This is a genomic window from Chitinophaga agrisoli, from assembly GCF_008386695.1.
GTDB classification, from domain to species: domain Bacteria; phylum Bacteroidota; class Bacteroidia; order Chitinophagales; family Chitinophagaceae; genus Chitinophaga; species Chitinophaga agrisoli.
This window is the reverse complement of sequence record NZ_VUOC01000001.1, coordinates 1,142,266-1,162,632: the sequence shown is the minus strand read 5'-3', so window position 1 is coordinate 1,162,632 and position 20,367 is coordinate 1,142,266. Positions and strand designations below refer to the sequence as shown.

Sequence of the window (20,367 nt, the reverse complement as noted above, 5' to 3'; positions counted from 1 at the left end):
TAAGTAAATTACTAGGACCTCCCCGTTATAAAAAACCCGGCAGGTCCTATAAACTTTTTAACCATTAACCATCAAACAGTTTTATATATGGACACAACAGTTGATAAAAAGGCCGCTTTAAAAGGCGCCGAATTCCTGGTGAAAGAAAGCACACCCTATGACGTGTTCACCCCCGAAGATTTTACGGAAGAGCAACGGATGATCAAGGAAATGGCAGAGCAGTTTGTAGAGAAGGAAGTAACGCCGGTACTTGACCGCCTGGATAAGCTGGAAGAAGGGCTGATGCCTTCCCTGCTGGATAAAGCCGGCGAACAGGGCCTGCTGGGCGCCTCTTTCCCCGAAGCCTATGGCGGCCTGGGTAAAGATTTTGTGACGGCCACCCTTATCAACGAAGCGCTGGGCTCCGGTCACTCCTTTTCCGTAGCCATGGCAGCCCATACGGGCATAGGTTCCCTACCCATCCTGTATTTTGGTACTGAAGAACAGAAGCAGAAATATGTTCCCAAACTGGCCTCCGGCGAAATGAAGGGCGCTTATGCCCTTACAGAGCCCAACTCCGGTTCTGATGCGCTGAGTGCTAAAACTACCGCCAAACTCTCTGACGATGGCAAGTTCTACCTGCTTAACGGCCAGAAATGCTGGATCACCAACTCCGGCTTTGCAGATGTGTTTACCGTTTTTGCCAAGATAGACGGCGATAAATTCACCGCCTTCATCGTAGATAAAGACACCCCGGGCTTTACGCTGGGTGCGGAAGAGCATAAAATGGGCATCAAAGGCTCCAGCACCCGGCAGATCTATTTCCAGGATGCTAAGGTGCCTGCGGAAAATGTACTGGGCACTATTGGTAAAGGCCACCTGATCGCCTTCAATATCCTGAACATTGGCCGTTTAAAGCTGTGCGCAGCCGCCCTGGGCGCGTGCAAACGCTCTACCACCGGCGTAGTGCAGTATGCCACCACACGTGAGCAATTCAAACAACCCATTGCCAATTTTGGCGCTATCAAACATAAGCTGGCAGAAATGGCCATCCGTACCTGGATGTGCGAATCTTCCCTGTTCCGCACCGCGCAGCTGATAGAACTGCAGGAGCAGGAACTGCTGGCCGCCGGCAAACCTTTTAACGAAGCGGTATTAGGCGCTGCGGAAGAATATGCCGTGGAATGCGCCATCCTGAAAGTGAACGGCTCAGAAGTATTAGACTATGTAGTGGACGAAGGCGTGCAGATCCATGGCGGTAATGGTTTCAGCGATGAGTATGTAATTTCCAAATCCTACCGGGATGCGCGTATTAACCGCATCTTTGAAGGCACCAACGAAATTAACCGCCTGCTTACGCTGGATATGACCCTGAAACGCGCCATGAAAGGCAAGCTGGACCTGATGACGCCCGCCATGAATGTAATGAAGGAACTGATGAGCATACCGGAGTTTGGCAGCGATGATGAAACGCCTTTCAGCACAGAAAGAAAACTGATCGTCAGCCTGAAAAAAGCCATCCTGCTGGTAGCCGGCGCCGCCGTGCAAAAGCTGGGCATGAAGCTGGACCAGGAGCAGGAAGTGCTGATGAATATTGCCGATATGGCCATTGAGACCTTTACCGCAGAAAGCGGCCTGTTACGCCTGTTAAAGATCATCGATACCCAGGGCGAAGCTGCGGCCTCCCTGCAGGCAGATATGGTGCGTACCTATCTTACCGATACGGCAGACCGTATTCACAAGTATGGTAAAGACGCTATTAACAGCTTTGCAGAAGGCGATGAACAACGCATGATGCTGCTGGGCCTTAAACGCTTTACTAAAACAGCTCCGTATAATACAAAAGACGCCCGTCGCCGGATAGCTGATAAAATGATTGCAGAAAACAAATATCTTTGGTGATGTGCTAATGTGCTAATATGCTGATGTGCTGATGATTAACACGGATAATTCCGCTGCATTTTCATCAGCACATCAGCACATTGATCTATTAGCACATTATCGTACTATTCCATGATAGATAGATTTATGCACCGCGGGCTGTTGATCATAACTTTGTGTTTTGTACAGCAGCAGATAATGGCACAGGCTTTTTTACGATTGAACCAGCCTGTCAGAGAACAGAATAACGTAAGCAGCGCCAAACAATTCCTCTCAGGCCGTACCTGTGCAGGTTGCCGCCTGCAGCTCAATAACGACAGTGTTTACGTATATGCTACCGGCGCATTTGCCATTAAACAGGAGCTGCCCGTTGGCAATACCCGGTTGGTGCTCACCGCCACTGACAGCACCGGCCGGTTTGTAAGCAAACAGGTAATGTACTATTACCGTCCCCTGCCCCCTCCCAGCCCTACGCCCGTTTTCCGTATAGATTATTTTACCATCAGCCCGCAAGGCAACCTACAGGTGTCTGAAGGCGATACCCTGCGTATACGCATGAAGGCCTTTCCCGGCTGTAAAGCTAATTGGATCAATAATGCGCCCATGAAGGAGATACCCGCTGCTGATAACGAAGGCGTGGCCGGCTTTTACGAGGGCATATATGTGGTACAGGACAGCGATAGCCTGCTGAATGGCCGCATCCGGATCACCATGCAGAACGGCAGCGGGCAAACCGCCATTAAGGAAAGCCCTAACTACTACTCCTACCTTCGTAACCGGGGCCGGTTTGTGGGGCGTACCATAGATAACCTCACCTACCTGACCATCTCCCCCCATGGCGACCGCCTGGGCCCGGAAAAGCTGGGTTACCTGGACGAGGGCGTGCTACTCTACATTACCGGCCGCGAGGGCAATTATTATAAAGTACAACTGGCGCCCAAACGTTACGCCTATATACCGGAACCGCTGGTAGACACCGCTACGCTGGAAGAACTGGTGCCCATCAGCATAATAAATAATGCCCGGGTATGGGCGAATGATGATTACGATTATGTAGCCGTACCGCTGGCGGATAAACTGCCTTATATCTCCACCCAGGAAGTGGAGCCAGGCAAGATCATTGTAGACGTATTTGGCGCTTATGCGGAACAGGGTCTCCAAACCCAGCTGGGCAGCACCCGCGAAATAGAACGGGTAGCCTGGCAACAGATAGACCCGGAAGTGTTCCGCATGGTCATATCCCTGCAGCATGGCTATCCCTGGGGCTACCGCGTATATTACAAGGAAGATACCCTTGTCGTACAGGTAAAACGGCAACCCGCCAGCTTACAGCTACGCAACCTGACCATTGGCCTGGACGCCGGCCATGGCGGCAACAATGTAGGCGCGGTGGGTAATATGGGCATCTATGAAAAAGAGCTGAGCCTGTCTGTGGCCATGCTGTTAAAGGCTGCCCTGGAAAAAGAAGGCGCTACCGTACTGCCCTCCCGTACCCGCGACCAGTTTGTAGCCAATGAAGACCGCCTCTCCGATTACCGCCGTAAGGACCCGGACCTGCTACTAAGTATCCACCTCAATTCTTCCGTAAACCCGGTAGATATAAAGGGTACCGCCACTTATTACCGCCATCGCTTCTGCGAGCCGCTGGCCCGCGCCATCTATAACCGCATGCTGGAAACCGGTCTTAGCGGTTTTGGCTGCAATGGCAATTTTAACTTCATCCTTAACAATCCAACAGAATTCCCGGATGCGCTGATAGAGACCCTGTTCCTCAGCAACCCCGGCGATGAGGCTAAAGTGCTGGACCCACAATTCCGGCAACTGATGGCGGATAAGATCGTACAGGGGCTAAAGGATTTCCTGGAGCAGGCCGGTAAGCATAATTAAATGTTATCACCTATAACCTATTATTATCGCCCAAGTACCGGGCAGTAGTCCACTGATAAAGTAGATTAATATATATTTGCGAATCCTTTCATAGCTTTAGCAGTGAAATAATAGCAAGATGTCAGATCAGATCCAAGAATTCAATGAATACCGGGCTAAGATGAACGAAGTGATCCTGGGGCAACAGAACAAGGTGATCAACCGCCTGTTTAACCTGGACACCAATACCTATGCAGAAGGCGCGCTGAGCACCAAAGTAAAGGAAATGCTGGGCTTAGTATCTTCTATGGTACTGCGCTGCGATGACTGTATCAAATATCACCTGGGTAAATGCCATGAGCAGGGCATTACCACCGCAGAAATGTATGAGATCTTTGCCGTAGCCAATATTGTAGGCGGCACCATCGTGATCCCGCATACCCGCCGGGCCGCAGAATACTGGGAACTGCTGACGGGCAGTGATGACAAAAATTGATAATAAGTCATCCGGGGGATTATTCGCCATACATTCTTCATTATTAGTTAATTTTGCAGACTATTTAATATAATACAATGTCAACAACCACCATCGCTCCGCAGGCGCTTACAGCCAAGGATTTTGCAACGGACCAGGAAGTACGCTGGTGCCCGGGCTGCGGGGACTATTCCATATTAAAACAGGTGCAGACCATTATGCCCGGACTGGGAATTCCCCGGGAGAATATAGTGATCGTTTCAGGTATCGGGTGTTCTTCCCGTTTCCCTTATTATATGAACACCTACGGCATGCACTCTATCCATGGCCGTGCTACCGCCATTGCCTCCGGCTTAAAGGCTACCCGGCCTGAGCTGAGCGTTTGGGTAGTAACGGGCGATGGGGACGGCCTGTCCATAGGCGGTAACCATACCATTCACCTGCTGCGCCGTAATTTTGACCTGAATATCATGTTGTTCAACAACCAGATCTACGGGTTAACCAAAGGCCAGTACTCCCCTACCTCTGAGGAGAACAAGATCACCAAATCCACTCCGTTTGGCAGTATAGACCATCCGTTTAATCCCCTGGCCCTGGCCCTGGGTGCGGATGCTACTTTTATTGCCCGCAGCATGGACCGTGATCCCAAACACCTGCAGGAACTGCTGAAACGCAGTCATGCCCATAAAGGCGCTTCCTTCCTGGAAATATACCAGAACTGTAACATCTTTAACGATGGCGCTTTTGAGGTATTTACTGAAAAAGGCTCCAAGATGGAAGAGACCATTTTCGTGGAAAACGGTCAGCCGCTGGTATTTGGCGCGCAAAAGAACAAAGGCATCCGCCTGGATGGCCTGAAACCGGTAGTAGTGGAGTTAGGCAGCGAATACAGCGCCAGCGACCTCTGGATCCATGATGAAAGTGATTTCTATAAAGCGCAGCTGCTGACCCGCATCTTTGACGATCCGCGGATCGAAGGCCACCTGCCCCGCCCCTTTGGCGTATTTTACCAGACCAGCAGGCCTACTTATGAAGAAGGTATGGCCCGCCAGATCGAAGATGCGATCGCCAAAAGAGGCCCGGGTAACCTGGATAAGCTGCTGTCTGGCAATGAAACCTGGACGATCAGGTAATGTGCGGATGAATATAGTAGACTGTATATAATGTCTCTAAATAAAAAGTGCTAATGGAATATTGCGGTATTTCATTAGCACTTTTTATTTAGTAAAATTGATGGTCAATGCGCCACCAGCCCCGCCACATCAAACAACACCTTATACAACAACACTACCCCAAATATCACCATACTCACGCCGGCTATACGGTTTAAGAGCTCCACATTATTAAGGGTAAGCTTATGCCGGATCTTATCACTCACAAACACTTTTAAGATATCCATGGATAAAACAAAGGAGAGACAGAGGGTGAACATAATAAGCCGGTGAGAAGCCGGCGTGGCGCTGTTAGCTACGCATACCCCCAGCCAGAAGATGATCACGCCGGGGTTCAGGGTGTTCATCAGGAAACCGGCCAGCCATATTTTCAGATAGTCATGGGTGCGGAACATTTCCGGTTTCTCTTCGCCGGTACTGATCTTTACGCGTTTAAGGAACAGCCCGTACAGGCCCATACATACCAGCATGATACCGCCGGCTACGCCAATGCTGCGCTTGTAATCTTCCAGCCCTTCAATAAAAGAGGTGGCCAGGTTACCTACCAATACAAACATAATATCGCTGAAAGACACGCCCAGCACAAAGCTGATGCCCGCCTTAAAACCATTGTTGATACTGTGCTTTATGATGGCAAATATTACCGGCCCCACCGATAATGATAGAAATACGCCCAGCCCTAAACCTGCTACGATTGCTGCTATCATGTAATAAAAAAAGGGTAACTAAATCGCTAAAGTTACCCACCTTTTTTAATTAAGTATTGTTAAATATCCCGCCAGGGCGGGATAGTATCGTCTATCACTTGCCGTTTGCTACGGTCCTGGTTTGCAGGAATCGCTCCCAATCTTTCAGCTTCTCGCCTTTCATTACACGGGGGAATTTGTTCATAGCGCCTTCCTTGCCTTTGCCACGCAGGTACTCAATAAACACGTCATTGGGCAATATCTCTACAAAGATCTCCTTTAAGGCAGCTGTTCTTTCCACCGCATAGTCGTCATTCACTTCTGCCAGCGTTTGATCTATGATCTCACGTACCTTATTGGTATCTACATGTACATCATCTGTGCCAATATACCAACGGTGCGCAAACAGGTTCTCATACGGGAAACCGGCAATGGTAAATTCCTTTACCGTAATGCCCAGTTTACGCTGTACCGTATCTATGGCCTTGTTCATATTATCAATGCTCATATGCTCCCCGCACAGGCTCAGGAACTGTTTGGTACGGCCTACGATAATGATCTCGTGTTCCTTTACGGAGGTGAATTTCACTACATCGCCAATGAGATAACGCCAGGCGCCTGCGCAGGTGCTTAGCATTACGGCATATTCCACATCTTCCACCACCTCATGTATCATGTATGATTTCGGATTGGGTTTTACTTCCCCATCCGCATCAAAATTGTCTTCTGTAAAAGGTATGAATTCAAAGAAGATACCCGCATTCAGCACCAGCTTAATGCCTTTGGTACCGGGCCGGGCCTGGAAGCCAAAAGAACCTTCAGAGGCCATATAGGTCTCTATGAAAGTGATGGGTTTACCCAGCACTTTCTGGAAGCTTTCGCGGTAAGGCTCAAACGATACGCCCCCGTGGATATAGATAGCCAGGTTGGGCCATATTTCGTGTATGTTCTTTACGCCGTGGTATTTGATGATCTCTTCCAGTACGATCTGTACCCAGGCAGGCACACCGCATACGGTGCCCACATCCCATTGGGGGGCTTTACGTACAATGAGTTTGATCCGCTGTTCCCAATTGGGCTTTTTGGAGATGCGGCCGCCGGGTTTGTAGAAACGGCGGAACCAGCGGGGTATGTTCTTGGCCTGTATACCGCTCATGTCGCCCTCGTAATAATCGCCTTTTTCGTACAGGGAGGTGGTACCACCCAGCATCAGGATCCCTTTCTCAAAGGATTTAGGCGGTATATTAAAGTTAACCATGGAGTACAGCTGCTTTACGCCTACTTTCTTCACCGTGCGCAGCATGTCGCGGGTAACAGGGATGTGTTTGCTGGCGGATTCTGAGGTGCCGGAGCTGAGGGCAAAATATTTGATCTTTTCGGGCCAGCTAACGTTATCGTCCCCTTCGAGGCATTTATGCCACCACTCCCCGTGCATTTTGTTGTAGTTATGTACCGGTATCCGGGCCCGGTATTGTGCCATAAAGTTAGGACTATCTAAGATGTCCTGAAACTTATAATGGCGGCCAAACTGCGTGTTCTTGGCTTTTTCCAGCAGGCGGTGCAGTACCTGGAGCTGGTATTGGCGTGGTGTCCCTAATTTAACCGTGAACTGTTTACGGATCCGCAGTGACCTGGATATAAGATTACCGATGATGGCCATTAATTTCCTTTCACATTATTTGAAATGCAAAAATACGGTAATTAGTTGTTAGTTGTAAGCGGATAGTTATTACCTATAAATGATTGAGAATTAACTATTTTTCCTATTTGATCCGTCAATTGGCGGCGGCTCGCAACTAACGACTAAATTCCTAACTTTGCGGCATGTTAAAAGCCACATTACTCAAAGCTACGCAAGCCGGAGGAAAAATCTTACAGGAATATTTCAATGGCAGCTTCCAGATAGACAGCAAAAGCTCCGTGAATGACCTGGTAACGGAAGCGGATAAAAAAGCGGAAACCGCGATCCTGGATACCATCCGGGCCAGTTTCCCGGATCATTATATCCTGAGCGAGGAAGCCGGCGAGCTTTCTACCGCCTCCAATACCAAATGGATCATTGATCCGCTGGATGGCACGGTGAACTTTGCGCACGGTATCCCTTTATGCTGTGTATCCATTGGCGTGGAAGTAGATGGCGAAGTAGTGATGGGCGCGGTATACAATCCTTTTATGAACGAATTCTTCTTTGCGGAGAAAGGCGCGGGCGCTACCCTTAACGACAAACCCATCCGGGTATCTGCCAAAAGCGAGCTGGCCAAAGCCTGCCTGGTAACCGGTTTCCCTTATACCTGGGAAGAGGAAGAAAATGATCCCATTGCCGTATTTGGCCGTTTTATAAAGGAAGGTTTACCGCTGCGCCGCCTGGGCTCTGCCGCTATAGACCTTTGCTGGGTAGCAGCCGGCCGGTTTGATGGGTTTTATGAGCATAAACTGAACGCCTGGGATTCTGCCGCCGGGTTCATCATCGTAGAGGAAGCAGGCGGTAAAGTGACCGATTTTAAAGGCAACCGCTTCTCCCCCCACCAGAAAAAGATCATTGCCACCAACGGCATTATACACAACGATTTAATACAGGCCGTAAACGGCAAATAATACGCCAAATACAATATTATGAGTGAAGAAAGGACAGAGATCAACTCCCTGGGGGAGTTTGGCCTGATTGAGTTCCTGACCCGCAATATCGAGATACAGCAGGCCAGCACCGTGTTAGGCGTAGGAGACGACGCTGCCGTGATAGATCATTTCGGCAAACAGACCGTGATCACCACCGATATGCTGGTGGAGGGCATCCATTTTGACCTGAGCTATACCCCGCTTAAACACCTGGGGTATAAATCTGTAGTGGTGAACCTGTCAGATATCTATGCCATGAATGCCACACCTACGCATATCACCATGAGCATAGCCTTTAGCAACCGCTTTTCCGTAGAGGCGCTGAATGAGTTTTATGAAGGCGTATATGCCGCCTGTGAGAAGTACGGCGTGGATCTGATAGGCGGGGATACCTCCTCCTCCCAGAAAGGTTTCGTGATCAGCGTAACGGCATTGGGCGAGGTAACGCCGGACCAGTTCGTAAAACGCTCTACCGCGCAAAAAGGAGACCTGATCTGCGTATCCGGCGACCTGGGCGGCGCTTTCCTGGGCCTTACCCTGCTGGAACGCGAAAAGCAGATCTACAAGGAAAACCCGCAGCTGCAGCCAGACCTGGAAGATCAGACCTATATATTGGGCCGCCTCCTGAAACCGGAAGCCCGCAAAGACATCGTTGAATTCCTGGAAGAACAGGAAGTAAAACCTACGGCCATGATGGACGTAAGCGACGGGCTTAGCTCAGAGGTGCTGCATATCTGCAAACAAAGCAACCTGGGTTGTGTCCTGTATGAAGAGAAGCTGCCTATCGCAGATCAAAGCCGCCAGCAGGCGTTGAAGTTCAGTTTAGATCCTACCGCCTGCGCATTAAGCGGCGGGGAGGATTATGAGCTGCTGTTTACCATTAAACAGGAAGACTATGATAAGCTGGTGCTGAATGAACAGATCAGCGTTATTGGTTACATGACGGATATCAGCGAGGGCGCGCACATCCTGACTAAAGGCGGCAACAAGTTTAAACTGGTTGCGCAGGGATGGAATGCGTTTGAGCAATAAATAACATCATCCACATAAAAAAGGTGAATAGTGAAGGAACATTTCCTTTCGCTATTCACCTTTCTGTTGTATAACTATTGCGGTTATTGTTTTACCTCTACTTTTATCGCATCGCTGTTATGCGTAGGCGGTAATACGCCCGCCATTACACAGAATTTAAGGTGATAGGTACCCGGCTTTTCAGGCATTACCACTTCCATACGGATAATATGGCGCTCCAGCGCTTTGAACACGCTCACATTTGATTTTACCGCCGGCAATCCCTCCCGTTTATTTACAAACGCGTAGCCCAGCACCGCTTCATGCATGGTATCTACCGGCAGCGGGCGGTCATACCCGTTACGTACCTTCAGTATAAAAGCCATATGCTCCCCGGGGCGGGCCTTTACTTTGGTCATAGCGGGTATTAAGCGCAGCAGGGAATAGGAATAATACTGCGGTTGTATATAGTATTCCCAAGTGCCTTTGGCGGTATGGATACTGTCTGTAACCGGTAGTTGCTCCCAGGGTGACTGGAAAGCGATCATCACGGGTTTACCCCATAATTGCGTTTCCGTATCCCAGAAATTATACTGGCTGCGCCGGGAATAGCGGCTGTTAACGCTATACGCCACTCCATCCTTACTGTAAAACATGTATTTGGATGGGAGCTGGTAGCTGTTCAGGAATACCACGGGCCGGTCGCCGGCTTTTTCCTGCAGGGCAGCCGCCCATTCCTTGTTATGATGGATCTCCGGCCGGATCTCTACGCCCGGCGCAAAATCCCATACCAGGTATACCCTGGCCACCAGCACCACTACCAGGGTGGCAATGCCCAGGTATTGCAGCAGCTTCCAGGAGCCCCTGCGGCGGATGATAGCCTGGTGGGCCAGTATAGCCGTGGGTGTAAATACCATCACCGTCCAGTTGGCCTCTACCCTACCCTTATAGGTGCTGAAAAGGAAGAATACCAATACGCCTATGAGGGTAACCTTTAAAGTACGCTCAAAACTGCTTTGTATGGGGCAGATGAAAGCATAGTACAGCAGCAGCCAGCCGGCCACAGGGCCAAATAACAGCACCTGGCCCAGGATATAATCCAGCGTCCAGCTAATATCATACCCCGGCGTATTACGCTCTACCAGGTGGTATTGCAGGGATGGGAAACCGTGTGTATACTGCCAGTGGATATGCGGTAGGAATAATAAGGTGGTTAATATACAAGCCAGGTAGAACTTAAATACCCGCAGCAGGTTGGGGTTGGAGATCACCGTAAAAAGCACCAGCAGAATACCATGGTATTTGCTGTAAAACAGCAATGCCATACTAAGGCCCAGCAGCAGGGTGTTTTTCCAGCTTTGTTGCTCCATGAACTTCCGGTAGACCCAGAAATATAAGGCGGCAAAGAATATGAGCGGCACATCTGGTACGGCCAGCATACCGCCTATCTGCATGGCGCCCATGGCAAACAGGATCAGGTAAAACAGGCGGTTATGTTTTTGCGGTAACAGTTCCCAGGTGATCCAGAGGGTGAGCACGTTAATGATCACCATACAAAAGCGAACGCCTAATTCATTATGGAACAGGGAATAACCTATTTTGATCAGCAGGGCTATCATGGGGGGATGGTCGAAATAGCCCCAGTCAAGGTGGCGGGAGTATACCCAGTAGTAGGCCTCATCGTCCATGAGCTGTGTACAGCTGGCCTGTATTAAGCCCAGCACCAGCCAGCCCAGTAAAAAAGTGTACTTGTTTTGATCTTTGGTAAAAAACCGCGTTAGTGCCGACATACTGAACCTTGCCAGATTAAGAAATTGTTAAGCGCGAAGTTACTTAAAACGAAATACGATTATCACACATATTTCCTAAGGCCGGCACAGCCCTTATTCACCGATCATACGCACCACCTGCAGGTTGGCGTCAAAAGCCACCATGCTGGCTTTGTAACCGGCGGCTATACGTCCCAGCTCATGGCCTTTACCCGCCAGGGCGGCAGGGTAGGCAGATCCCATACGCAGGGCCTCTTCCACGGGTATACCCACCTGCTGTACGCAGTTACGCACGGCCTGCATCATAGTAAGGCAGGAGCCGGCCAGGGTCCCCTGGGCATTCACATAGCGGTCTTTTTCAAAAATATAGATATAGTCGCCCTCCCGGCACTCCGCCACGGCGTCTGTGATCAGGTACAGGCGGTTGCCCATGATCTTTTTGCTGATGCGGATGGAGGAAAAATCCACATGTATGCCATCTGCTACCACGCTGGCGCATACGCGGTCATGATCATAAATAGCGCCCACCATGCCCGGGGCCCGGCTTTGCAGGGCAGACATGGCATTGAACAGGTGCGTGGCAGCGGGAATACCGTTCTCAAAAGCGGCGTATCCCTGTTCATAGCTGGCATTACTATGTCCGGCGGAGATGAGTATACCTGCGCTTTGCAGCCGTTTTACCAGCCTGGGATCGCAGCGTTCCGGGGCCAGGGTCATCATCTTAATAATGCCCTCGCCGTGCTCCAGCAACCGGTCTATATCTTTTTCAGTAGGTGTAACGATGTAATGTTCTAAATGGGCGCCCTTCTTTTCCGGGTTCATAAAAGGCCCTTCCAGGTGCAGGCCTAATACGCCTTTACGGCCCTGGCTCCAGTATTCTTTTACGGCCTGGATGGAGCGTAGCATCACCTCCCAGGAGGTGGTGGGTATGGTGGGCATAAAATGGGCTGCTCCGCCGCTATAACAATAGTCGTAGGTAGCTGCCAGCGATGCCACATCTGTACTATAGGGGAATAGTTGCCCGTTGCCGCCATAGATCTGCAGATCAATAAGCGCCGGAGCCAGCGTGGCACCCTGCAGGTCTATTACCTCCGTATCCGCCGGGATCTCTGACATGGGCAATACGCCCAGTATAACGCCATGATCCGTTAATACGGCCTGGCCACTCAGAAAACGGTCGCCTGTAAAGATGCGTGCATTGGTGTAAGCTACTGACATGCTGGCTATTTAATTTTCGTATAGTTCTAAGGGCAGGCCATCCGGATCCTGGAAAAAGGTGAACCGTTTACCAGTGTAAGGATCAATACGTACCGGCTCTGTGATAACACCGCGCTCCTGCAATTGTAGCACCGCCTTATCTACATCCGGCACGGTAAAAGCCAGGTGGCGCAGCCCCTGTGCCTCCGGACGGCTGGGCCGTGGCGGCGGCTCCGGGAAGGAGAACAGCTCTATTACATATTGATCGCCCAGGGCAAGGTCCAGTTTCCAGGACTGCCGCTCTTCACGGTATACCTCCCGTACTATCTGCATACCCAGCACCTGCGTATAAAAAGCTTTACTACGCTCGTAGTTGCTGCAGATGATGGCGATATGGTGTACGCCGGCAATCAAAACAGCTGGAATTTATCTGCATCCTTTAGGAAGGGCAGTTTGCTCCTTACCTCATCCAGATGGCTGCGCTGCAGCGTATAAGTGAAAGTGTCCTGATCGTGCGCTTTCTGGTAAACAATGGCGCCCATGGCGTCAATAAGACTGCTATCGCCGCTGTGGTAGATCTCATTACCATCATTGCCTACCCTGTTAACGCCTATTACATAACATTGGTTTTCGATGGCACGGGCCTGCAGCAGGGTTTTCCAGGCCACGTTACGACGCTCCGGCCAGTTGGCCACGTTAATGAGCACATCATAAGCTGGTGCGCCCGTTTCCGGTACAAACGCATTACGCGCCCAAACGGGGAAACGCAGGTCGTAACAAACGGTGAGGTTGATCTTCCAGCCTTTTACCTGGGCAATCAGGCGTTTATCGCCGGGCAGGTAATGCTCATGTTCGCCGGCATAACCAAACAGGTGGCGTTTGTCGTAGACGCCGTATACGCCGTTGGGCTGCATCCAGATAAGACGGTTCAGATAATTATCGCCGTCTTTGATGATAAGGCTACCGGTGATGATCACGTTCTTTTCTGCCGCCTTTTGCTTCATCCACTGTACGGCGCTGCCGTCCATGGTTTCCGCCAGCTTTTCAGATTCCATGCTGAAGCCGGTGCTGAACATTTCCGGCAATACGATCACTTCCGTGCGTTCCGGAATAGCATTGATCTTTTCATCAAACATCCGCAGGTTCGCGGCGATATCCTCCCAGTACAACTGTGACTGGATAAGTGTTACTTTCAGATCTGACATAAATTGAGATAATTGCGCTTACGACTGCTGCGTGCTCTTGTTCACCTGAGGCGTTGGGAATAGTGATGATATGGTCAGACTATCCGCCTTCAACAATACGTAGTTGACAAATTTACGCTTTGCGGGCTTAAAAACTTTTTAAAAAATGGGCGTTTTAGGAGGGGTCATTTGCGATCTGTTCAAGGGCGTCCTGGATCAGGGCGGGCTCAAAGCCTTTTTGCAGGAGGTATTGCATGGTTTTCTGGCGCTGTTTGATGGGGTGCTCCCCTTCCAGGGAGGCAAATTTCTTAGCCGCCTCGCGTTGCAGGGTGTTCCTGTAATCCGTTTCGTCTATTTCCTGCAGCCCTTTTTTGATACAATAGGAGGAGAGCTGTCTTTGCTGCAGCTCCATCGTTATTTTGCGGCGGCCCCAGTGTTTGCTGCGGAATTTGCCGCCGGCAAAGGCTTTGGCAAAACGTTCCTCGTTCAGGAAATTATCTGCTATCAGGGCGGCAATAGCCTCATCTGCTGCCGGCCCGTACAGGCCCAGCTCCCGGCACTTTTGCTGTACCTCGCTATGGCAGCGCTCCTGGTAAGCGCAGTAATGACGGAGTTTTTGTAGATCGGCAGAAGACAAGAAAACAGCTTTTTTTTAAGCTTTTAGTGGTGGACTTTTTAGGCGGTAGCCTGGTGTAAAGAACAGCTTAAGCTCTTGGCAGCGTAGCCTTTAACGTAGCCCTTTTTGCAGGCCGCCGTCAGGCGCCAGCTTTCAGCATCAGCTTAAGCCATCAGCCTTTAGGGAGTAGCTTTTAGCTCCCAGCATAACGCTAACAGCTAAAAGCTACGGCCCTAACAGCTATTTCTTCACTATCATTAAGCGGGCATAATTAAGCATAATCTTCTTTTCGCCGCCGCCCTTGGGGAAGTTTACCGTAGCAATACGGTTATTGGCAGCGCCTTCCATATTCAGGATGGTGCCAAAGCCAAACTTCTGGTGCTCTACCTCCATACCGGCTTCCATCAGGGCCGGATCATCGGGGGCAAAACCCGGTGTGGGCACATGGTTACCAGCCGGCGGCGTAGGCTTGGGAGCCGGGCGGGAGGCCGAAGATGACGAAGATGATGAGGTAGCAGGCGTACCGGATGAGGTAGGCGCCTTTTTACGGTCAAACATATTATTGCCGCCGTTGTTCCACAGGCCGCCACCTGAATTAAACGGGCTGCGTATGTTGTTGCCACCGGCGTAGCTACGGTCTATGAACTGTTCCGGCATTTCTTCCAGGAACCGGCTGGGCTCATTCTGCACCAGGCTGCCAAAGCGGTAGCGGCTGCCGGCATAGGTAAGCCACAGGCGGGCTTTGGCACGGGTAATGGCCACGTAGAACAGGCGTCTTTCCTCTTCCAGCTCTTCGCGGGTGTTGATGGAAAGGGTGCTGGGAAACAGGTTCTCTTCCAGGCCCACGGAAAATACCACGGGAAATTCCAGGCCTTTGGCGGCGTGGATGGTCATCAGTTTCACTACATCGCTGTTCTCGTCGCCGCCCTGGTCCGCATCTGTGAGCAGGGTGATCTGCTGCAGGTAGGAGCCCAGGCTCTTGTCTAGCAGCTCGCCATCTTCCGTAGGGGTTTCTGTAAACTCTTTGATGGAGTTCAGCAACTCCTGTATATTCTCATACCGGGCCAGGCCTTCGGTAGTTTTATCGTTAAACAGCTCTTTTACCAGGTTGGTGCTTTTACCTACCTGTACGGCCACATCATAAGCGTTGTGTTTGTCCAGGATGGCCTTAAAGCTTTGGATCATGGTGATAAAGCCTTCTATCGCTTCCAGCGTACCGCCTTTAAAGCCAAATTCACGGCCTCTTTCCAGCACTTCCCAGAGGGTGATATTGTGCTCATTGCTTAATACGGTCGCTTTTTCGATGGTGGTCTTACCAATGCCCCTTACCGGGTAGTTGATAATACGCTTCAGGCTTTCCTCGTCACGCGTATTAATGGTAATGCGCAGGTAGGCCAGGAAGTCCTTGATCTCCTTACGCTGGTAGAAGGATACGCCGCCAAATATCCGGTAGGGGATAGCTTTGCGGCGCAGGCTTTCTTCAAAAGAGCGGCTTTGGGCGTTGGTACGGTACAGGATCACAAAATCGCGGTTATCGTAGTGGTTGCGCAGCTTTTGCTCTGCGATGATATCCGCTACATATTTTCCCTCTTCGTTATCCGTCATGGTGCGTACCAGCTTTATCTTTTCGCCCTCCATGTTATTGGTCCACAGGGCTTTTTCTATCTGGCCTTTGTTGTGGGCAATCACCTCGTTGGCTACGTTCAGGATGGATTTGGTACTGCGGTAGTTCTGTTCCAGTTTCACCACTTTGGCATCGTCATAATCCTTTTCAAACTGGAGGATGTTCTGGATCGTAGCGCCGCGGAAGGAGTAGATACTCTGGGCATCATCACCCACCACGCAGATATTTTCATGCACAGCGCCCAGTAATTTGATGATCTCGTACTGTGCCGGGTTGGTATCCTGGTACTCATCGATCATGATATACTTGAACTTGTGCTGGTATTTGTGCAGCACTTCCGGAAACTGTTTCAGCAGTATATAGAATTTGAACAGCAGATCGTCAAAATCCATGGCGCCGTTCTTAAAGCAGCGGGCGGCGTACAATTCGTAGATCTTGCCTATCATGGGGCGGTTGGCCCGCATGTCTTCCTGCTGCACATAATAGTCGTGCTGGTATTCTGCCGGGCCCATGAGGCTGTTCTTGGCGGCGGAAATACGGTTGTATACGAAATTGGGCTTGTAATGTTTATCATCCAGGTTCTGCTCATTGAGCACGGTCTTGATCACGCTTTTGGCGTCGTCCGTATCGTAGATGGTAAAGTCGTTAGGATAACCCAGGCGATGCGCTTCGCCGCGTAACAACCTGGCAAAAACGGAGTGGAAGGTGCCTATGTAGAGGTTGCGGGCCTCGCTGCCGCCAAGGATCTTCTCCACACGCTCTTTCATTTCGCGGGCCGCCTTATTGGTAAAGGTGAGGGACAGTATATTAAAAGCGTCTACCCCATTACGCATCAGGTGCGCAATACGGGTGGTCAGCACTTTTGTTTTACCAGATCCGGCGCCTGCCACGATCATGAGCGGGCCCTTGATTTGCAACACCGCTTCACGTTGGCGTTCATTCAGTTCGTCTAAGTAATTTGGATTCATCAGGGTGTAAAAATAGCTAAATTGTTAGTAAGAGCCGCGAATATAATCGCCGGTAGTTACTAACAATTTCCACTGGCTACTCACATTTTTTCTGCAGCGGGCAATCCGCTGCTAGTAGCGCGTGATCCGCGACTTGAGCATTTTGCGGGCAAAGTGAATGCGGCTTTTTACGGTGCCCAGGGGCTCGTTGAGGATAACGGCGATCTCATAATATTTATACCCTTCGTAATATAAAAGAAAGGGCTGTTTAAAGATAGAGGGCAGATTATAGATAGCCATGTGCACATCCTTTACCCGCAGGCCATTCTCTGCATAATTACCAATGGCGGGCTGCTGGTGATGCAGCAGGAACTCGCCCATGGCGTTATCCAGCAGCCGGTATTGCCGGTTGCCGCGCCGGTAATTATTGATGAAGATATTGCGCATGATGGTGTAGAGCCAGGCCCGGATATTAGTACCGGCCAGGTATTTTTCACGGTTTGCCAATGCGCGGTAAAGTGTTTCCTGGTAAAGGTCTTTTGCAGATTCCGAATCCTTGGTAAGTGTAATTGCGTAGGGTCTTAGGAAATCAGCGTTTCCCATTAACAAATTGTTGAATTCGGTGGATGACATAATTCACTTTTTAGGATTATACAATACATTACGCCTGATGCTATAGCGATATAACCATTCCTAACGGCATGGGGGATACGTTCTACAGGAATTGTACTTCATGACGGTAATTTTTTTGGTTACCAATAGCGGGGCACAATTGCTTGCATTCTACATAATGACTCTGAGACCGCTTGCTAAATAATTCACAGTTGATGCCGGATAGCCGGTGGAGCTATCCGATAGATACTTGGGTTTTCCGCTTTACTTGCCTGAAATAATAATGGTATTACCTGTATGACTCTCTTTCACATTAAACAAATAACGAATACCAACCTTGTCTAATGTTTAACTATTATAACTAAGTTATTGAAAAAAAAGGGGATAACCTATTTTTTTTGTGACTATACGAATAAAGTTAATGTGCTAATGTGCTGATATGCTAATGTGCTGATGAAAGAATGCATTAATCTACATCCGTGATTTGTAGATCAGCACACTCGCAATCCAGACATTAGCACATTAGCATATCAGCACATCAGCACATTATTTCTCGTGCCTGTCTACTTTCAGCTTCTCCTCCCGGTTGGCTATTTCCCAGGCGGTGTAGAATACCAGCTGTGCCCGGCGTGATAATAAGGAGTAGTCTATCTTTTCAACAGTATCTGTTACGCGGTGATAGTCTTCATGCGTGCCGTTGAAATAAAAGATCACAGGAATATTGTTGCGGGCAAACATGTAGTGATCTGAGCGATAGTAGAAGCGGTTGGGATCTTCCGGATCATTGTATTTATAGTCCAGGTGGAACTTTGTAAAAGTAGCATTGGCTTTTTCATTGATGCCGCGCAGCGCGGAGCTGAGCTTATCATCGCCAATAACATATACATAGTTCGTATCTTTTTCATGCATTGGGTCTATACGGCCAATCATGTCTATGTTCAGGTCAACTACGGTCTTATCCAGGGGATAGATAGGATTTTCCGTGTAATACTTGGAGCCCAGCAGGCCTTTTTCCTCGCCGGATACGGTCATAAACACCATGCTGCGGCGCGGGCCCTGGCCTGCTTCTTTGGCGCGGGCAAAGGCGGCGGCTATTTCCAGCACGGCTACTGTACCGGAGCCGTCATCGTCTGCCCCATAGTATACCATACTGTCTTGCGTGCCCAGATGGTCATAGTGCGCGGTCACAAATACTATCTCGTCTTTTTTATCCGTGCCTTCCATGTAGGCCAGTACGTTGCTGGAACGCAGTTCCCGGAGGCCTTTCTTAAAGGAGATCTGTACCGGCTTACGGATCACGGTTGGTTTTAAACGGTCTGCGGCGGCCGGTTTAAACAGCTCCTCCGGGCTCTTCACACCCAGCAGGGCAGCGGCCATATTAGCGGAGATATAGTAGGTATTAGGCGTTTCCGCTTGTTTGGGCGGGGTGGTATAGATACCGGAGCGGAACAGGCGGTTACCGGAGATCTTTTCTATCCGCTCCACCCCTTCTGTTACCACCAGGATGGCCTTGGCCTTACGGGCGGTGGCCTCTGCTATTTTTTTATTCAGCGCGCCCCAGGGAGAAGGGCGGCGGTTGCCGGTAAGCTGGTAGGCGGTGTCGTTTGCATGCGGCTCGCCAGGCAGGATCATTACTACCTCGCCGTCTACATCCAGCCCTTCGTAGTTATCGTATTCTTTATCGCTGATGCCATAACCGGCAAATACTACCCTGGAGGATTTCAGCTCCTGGTTAGCGCCGTTCTGCACACCGCTGTAGTAGTCCTGTCCAAAGCGGTAGGTTTTGCCGTTAAGGGCAATGCTGCCGGTGCTCAGCGTATCCTGGTACAGGTAAAAATATTGTTCCCATTTGCCATTGGCCCCGGGTTGCAGACCAACTTTAGAGAACTGGGATATAATATAGGCAGCGGCCTTGCGCTGACCTTCCGTGGCGGTTTCGCGGCCCTGCATGCCGGCGCCGGCCACGATAGATAATTGTTGTTTTACGGCATTGGCTGTAATGCCTTCCCCAAAACGGGCAGCTACCGAGGGTTTACCGGCGGGGGTTACTATCTGCTCGTCGTGCTGCGCTAAGGCGGCTGTGCTCAGGAGGGAACAAGTGATAAGGAGTGTAAATAATCGCATAGTATCAGATTAAAAAAGTAAAAGCCGGGGGAGACAGCGCATTCTCTTCCCGGCTTAATAAATTCTTATTATGCGTAGCGCATATCCTGTCTTCACTTCTCTGGCTGCATCTATAGCGCTGTATAATGTTCTGATGGTGTTATAAACAGGCGATCTTACGAACCCTGTTCTCATGGCGGCCCCCTTCAAAGGGTGTGTTGATAAACACATCCACCATCTGTTTGGCAACGGCCGTGTCTACAAAACGGGCCGGTATGCAGATAACGTTGGCCTCATTATGACCACGGGCCAGCCTGGCCAGCTCCTCGCCCCAGCAGATAGCGGCGCGTACGCCCTGGTGTTTATTGGCGGTGATGGCTACGCCGTTGGCGCTGCCGCATACCAATATACCAAAAGCTACTTCTTCCCTTTCTACCGCGGTGGCTACCGGGTGTGCGTAATCAGGATAATCTGCGGAATCTTTTGACCAGGCTCCAAAATCCTTTACCTGTATACCTTTTGCTTCCAGGTAGGAAATGATCTCCTCCTTATATTCAAAGCCGGCGTGGTCAGAGCCTACGGCTACCGGCAACGATAGATTAAATAATGCGGGATGTTGCATATCAGTT

17 protein-coding genes are annotated in these 20,367 nt (G+C 50.1%); 6 read left to right on the top strand and 11 right to left on the bottom strand.

Annotated elements, in window-relative coordinates:
• Nucleotides 1-87: 87 nt before the first annotated feature.
• From F0L74_RS04820 to F0L74_RS04805, 4 genes are all read left to right on the top strand, one after another.
• Nucleotides 88-1,881 carry an acyl-CoA dehydrogenase FadE gene (locus F0L74_RS04820; protein ID WP_149836680.1) on the top strand — a complete coding sequence of 598 codons (1,794 nt, stop codon included), beginning with the start codon at nt 88-90 and terminating at the stop codon, nt 1,879-1,881.
• A 111-nt stretch (nt 1,882-1,992) separates the two neighbouring features.
• Nucleotides 1,993-3,747: an N-acetylmuramoyl-L-alanine amidase gene (locus F0L74_RS04815; RefSeq protein WP_149836679.1), complete on the top strand. Its 1,755-nt coding sequence runs from the start codon at nt 1,993-1,995 to the stop codon at nt 3,745-3,747.
• Nucleotides 3,748-3,865: 118 nt separating this feature from the next.
• Entirely contained in the window at nt 3,866-4,222 is a 357-nt protein-coding gene (locus F0L74_RS04810) for a carboxymuconolactone decarboxylase family protein (protein ID WP_149836678.1), read from the top strand.
• 77 nt (nt 4,223-4,299) lie between these two features.
• Nucleotides 4,300-5,334 (top strand): 2-oxoacid:ferredoxin oxidoreductase subunit beta, encoded by a 1,035-nt coding sequence (locus tag F0L74_RS04805; protein ID WP_149836677.1) that lies wholly within the window; start codon nt 4,300-4,302, stop codon nt 5,332-5,334.
• Between the two features lie 104 nt (nt 5,335-5,438).
• On the opposite strand, the gene F0L74_RS04800 is transcribed toward F0L74_RS04805, so the two are convergent.
• Nucleotides 5,439-6,080: a LysE family translocator gene (locus F0L74_RS04800; protein ID WP_149836676.1), complete on the bottom strand. Its 642-nt coding sequence runs from the start codon at nt 6,078-6,080 to the stop codon at nt 5,439-5,441.
• A gap of 94 nt (nt 6,081-6,174) precedes the next feature.
• The gene (locus F0L74_RS04795) at nt 6,175-7,719 is read right to left on the bottom strand and encodes a GH3 family acyl-acid amido synthetase (RefSeq protein WP_149836675.1); all 1,545 of its coding nucleotides are present in this window, start codon (nt 7,717-7,719) and stop codon (nt 6,175-6,177) included.
• Between the two features lie 164 nt (nt 7,720-7,883).
• On the opposite strand from F0L74_RS04795, the gene F0L74_RS04790 reads away from it, so the two are divergent.
• Together F0L74_RS04790 and thiL are read left to right on the top strand one after the other, a co-directional pair.
• Entirely contained in the window at nt 7,884-8,654 is a 771-nt protein-coding gene (locus tag F0L74_RS04790; RefSeq protein ID WP_149836674.1) for an inositol monophosphatase family protein, read from the top strand.
• Between the two features lie 18 nt (nt 8,655-8,672).
• On the top strand, nt 8,673-9,707 hold the full coding sequence (gene thiL / locus F0L74_RS04785) for a thiamine-phosphate kinase (RefSeq protein ID WP_149836673.1): 1,035 nt from the start codon (nt 8,673-8,675) through the stop codon (nt 9,705-9,707).
• An 83-nt stretch (nt 9,708-9,790) separates the two neighbouring features.
• Here thiL and F0L74_RS04780 read toward each other — a convergent pair whose 3' ends face one another.
• The 9 genes from F0L74_RS04780 to rpiB all read right to left on the bottom strand — a co-directional run bounded on the left by F0L74_RS04780 (nt 9,791) and on the right by rpiB (nt 20,360).
• Nucleotides 9,791-11,476 carry an ArnT family glycosyltransferase gene (locus F0L74_RS04780; RefSeq protein ID WP_149836672.1) on the bottom strand — a complete coding sequence of 562 codons (1,686 nt, stop codon included), beginning with the start codon at nt 11,474-11,476 and terminating at the stop codon, nt 9,791-9,793.
• Between the two features lie 93 nt (nt 11,477-11,569).
• A complete protein-coding gene (gene nagA, locus F0L74_RS04775) occupies nt 11,570-12,673 on the bottom strand; it encodes an N-acetylglucosamine-6-phosphate deacetylase (protein ID WP_149836671.1) in 1,104 nt (367 codons plus the stop codon).
• Nucleotides 12,674-12,682: 9 nt separating this feature from the next.
• Nucleotides 12,683-13,066, bottom strand: coding sequence for an SMU1112c/YaeR family gloxylase I-like metalloprotein (gene gloA2, locus F0L74_RS04770; RefSeq protein WP_149836670.1), 384 nt, complete (start codon nt 13,064-13,066; stop codon nt 12,683-12,685).
• Nucleotides 13,063-13,857 (bottom strand): amidohydrolase, encoded by a 795-nt coding sequence (locus tag F0L74_RS04765; protein WP_149836669.1) that lies wholly within the window; start codon nt 13,855-13,857, stop codon nt 13,063-13,065. The genes gloA2 and F0L74_RS04765 overlap by 4 nt, the downstream gene beginning before the upstream one ends.
• Nucleotides 13,858-14,011: 154 nt before the next feature.
• On the bottom strand, nt 14,012-14,473 hold the full coding sequence (locus F0L74_RS04760; protein ID WP_149836668.1) for a regulatory protein RecX: 462 nt from the start codon (nt 14,471-14,473) through the stop codon (nt 14,012-14,014).
• A 219-nt stretch (nt 14,474-14,692) separates the two neighbouring features.
• Nucleotides 14,693-17,044, bottom strand: coding sequence for an ATP-dependent helicase (locus F0L74_RS04755; RefSeq protein ID WP_149836667.1), 2,352 nt, complete (start codon nt 17,042-17,044; stop codon nt 14,693-14,695).
• 111 nt (nt 17,045-17,155) lie between these two features.
• The gene (locus tag F0L74_RS04750) at nt 17,156-17,656 is read right to left on the bottom strand and encodes an RNA polymerase sigma factor (protein ID WP_149836666.1); all 501 of its coding nucleotides are present in this window, start codon (nt 17,654-17,656) and stop codon (nt 17,156-17,158) included.
• Between the two features lie 525 nt (nt 17,657-18,181).
• On the bottom strand, nt 18,182-19,759 hold the full coding sequence (locus F0L74_RS04745) for a M28 family peptidase (RefSeq protein WP_149836665.1): 1,578 nt from the start codon (nt 19,757-19,759) through the stop codon (nt 18,182-18,184).
• A 139-nt stretch (nt 19,760-19,898) separates the two neighbouring features.
• Nucleotides 19,899-20,360: a ribose 5-phosphate isomerase B gene (gene rpiB / locus F0L74_RS04740; protein WP_149836664.1), complete on the bottom strand. Its 462-nt coding sequence runs from the start codon at nt 20,358-20,360 to the stop codon at nt 19,899-19,901.
• Nucleotides 20,361-20,367 lie beyond the last annotated feature (7 nt).

Excerpts from the sequence above, each read along its gene's own strand:
- F0L74_RS04820 (WP_149836680.1), top strand. The coding sequence starts at position 88 with ATGGACACAACAGTTGATAAAAAGGCCGCTTTAAAAGGCGCCGAATTC.
- F0L74_RS04780 (WP_149836672.1), bottom strand. The coding sequence starts at position 11,476 with ATGTCGGCACTAACGCGGTTTTTTACCAAAGATCAAAACAAGTACACT.
- F0L74_RS04790 (WP_149836674.1), top strand. The coding sequence starts at position 7,884 with ATGTTAAAAGCCACATTACTCAAAGCTACGCAAGCCGGAGGAAAAATC.
- thiL (WP_149836673.1), top strand. The coding sequence starts at position 8,673 with ATGAGTGAAGAAAGGACAGAGATCAACTCCCTGGGGGAGTTTGGCCTG.
- F0L74_RS04795 (WP_149836675.1), bottom strand. The coding sequence starts at position 7,719 with ATGGCCATCATCGGTAATCTTATATCCAGGTCACTGCGGATCCGTAAA.
- F0L74_RS04810 (WP_149836678.1), top strand. The coding sequence starts at position 3,866 with ATGTCAGATCAGATCCAAGAATTCAATGAATACCGGGCTAAGATGAAC.
- F0L74_RS04815 (WP_149836679.1), top strand. The coding sequence starts at position 1,993 with ATGATAGATAGATTTATGCACCGCGGGCTGTTGATCATAACTTTGTGT.
- F0L74_RS04805 (WP_149836677.1), top strand. The coding sequence starts at position 4,300 with ATGTCAACAACCACCATCGCTCCGCAGGCGCTTACAGCCAAGGATTTT.
- F0L74_RS04745 (WP_149836665.1), bottom strand. The coding sequence starts at position 19,759 with ATGCGATTATTTACACTCCTTATCACTTGTTCCCTCCTGAGCACAGCC.
- rpiB (WP_149836664.1), bottom strand. The coding sequence starts at position 20,360 with ATGCAACATCCCGCATTATTTAATCTATCGTTGCCGGTAGCCGTAGGC.
- F0L74_RS04750 (WP_149836666.1), bottom strand. The coding sequence starts at position 17,656 with ATGTCATCCACCGAATTCAACAATTTGTTAATGGGAAACGCTGATTTC.
- F0L74_RS04755 (WP_149836667.1), bottom strand. The coding sequence starts at position 17,044 with ATGAATCCAAATTACTTAGACGAACTGAATGAACGCCAACGTGAAGCG.
- F0L74_RS04765 (WP_149836669.1), bottom strand. The coding sequence starts at position 13,857 with ATGTCAGATCTGAAAGTAACACTTATCCAGTCACAGTTGTACTGGGAG.
- nagA (WP_149836671.1), bottom strand. The coding sequence starts at position 12,673 with ATGTCAGTAGCTTACACCAATGCACGCATCTTTACAGGCGACCGTTTT.
- F0L74_RS04800 (WP_149836676.1), bottom strand. The coding sequence starts at position 6,080 with ATGATAGCAGCAATCGTAGCAGGTTTAGGGCTGGGCGTATTTCTATCA.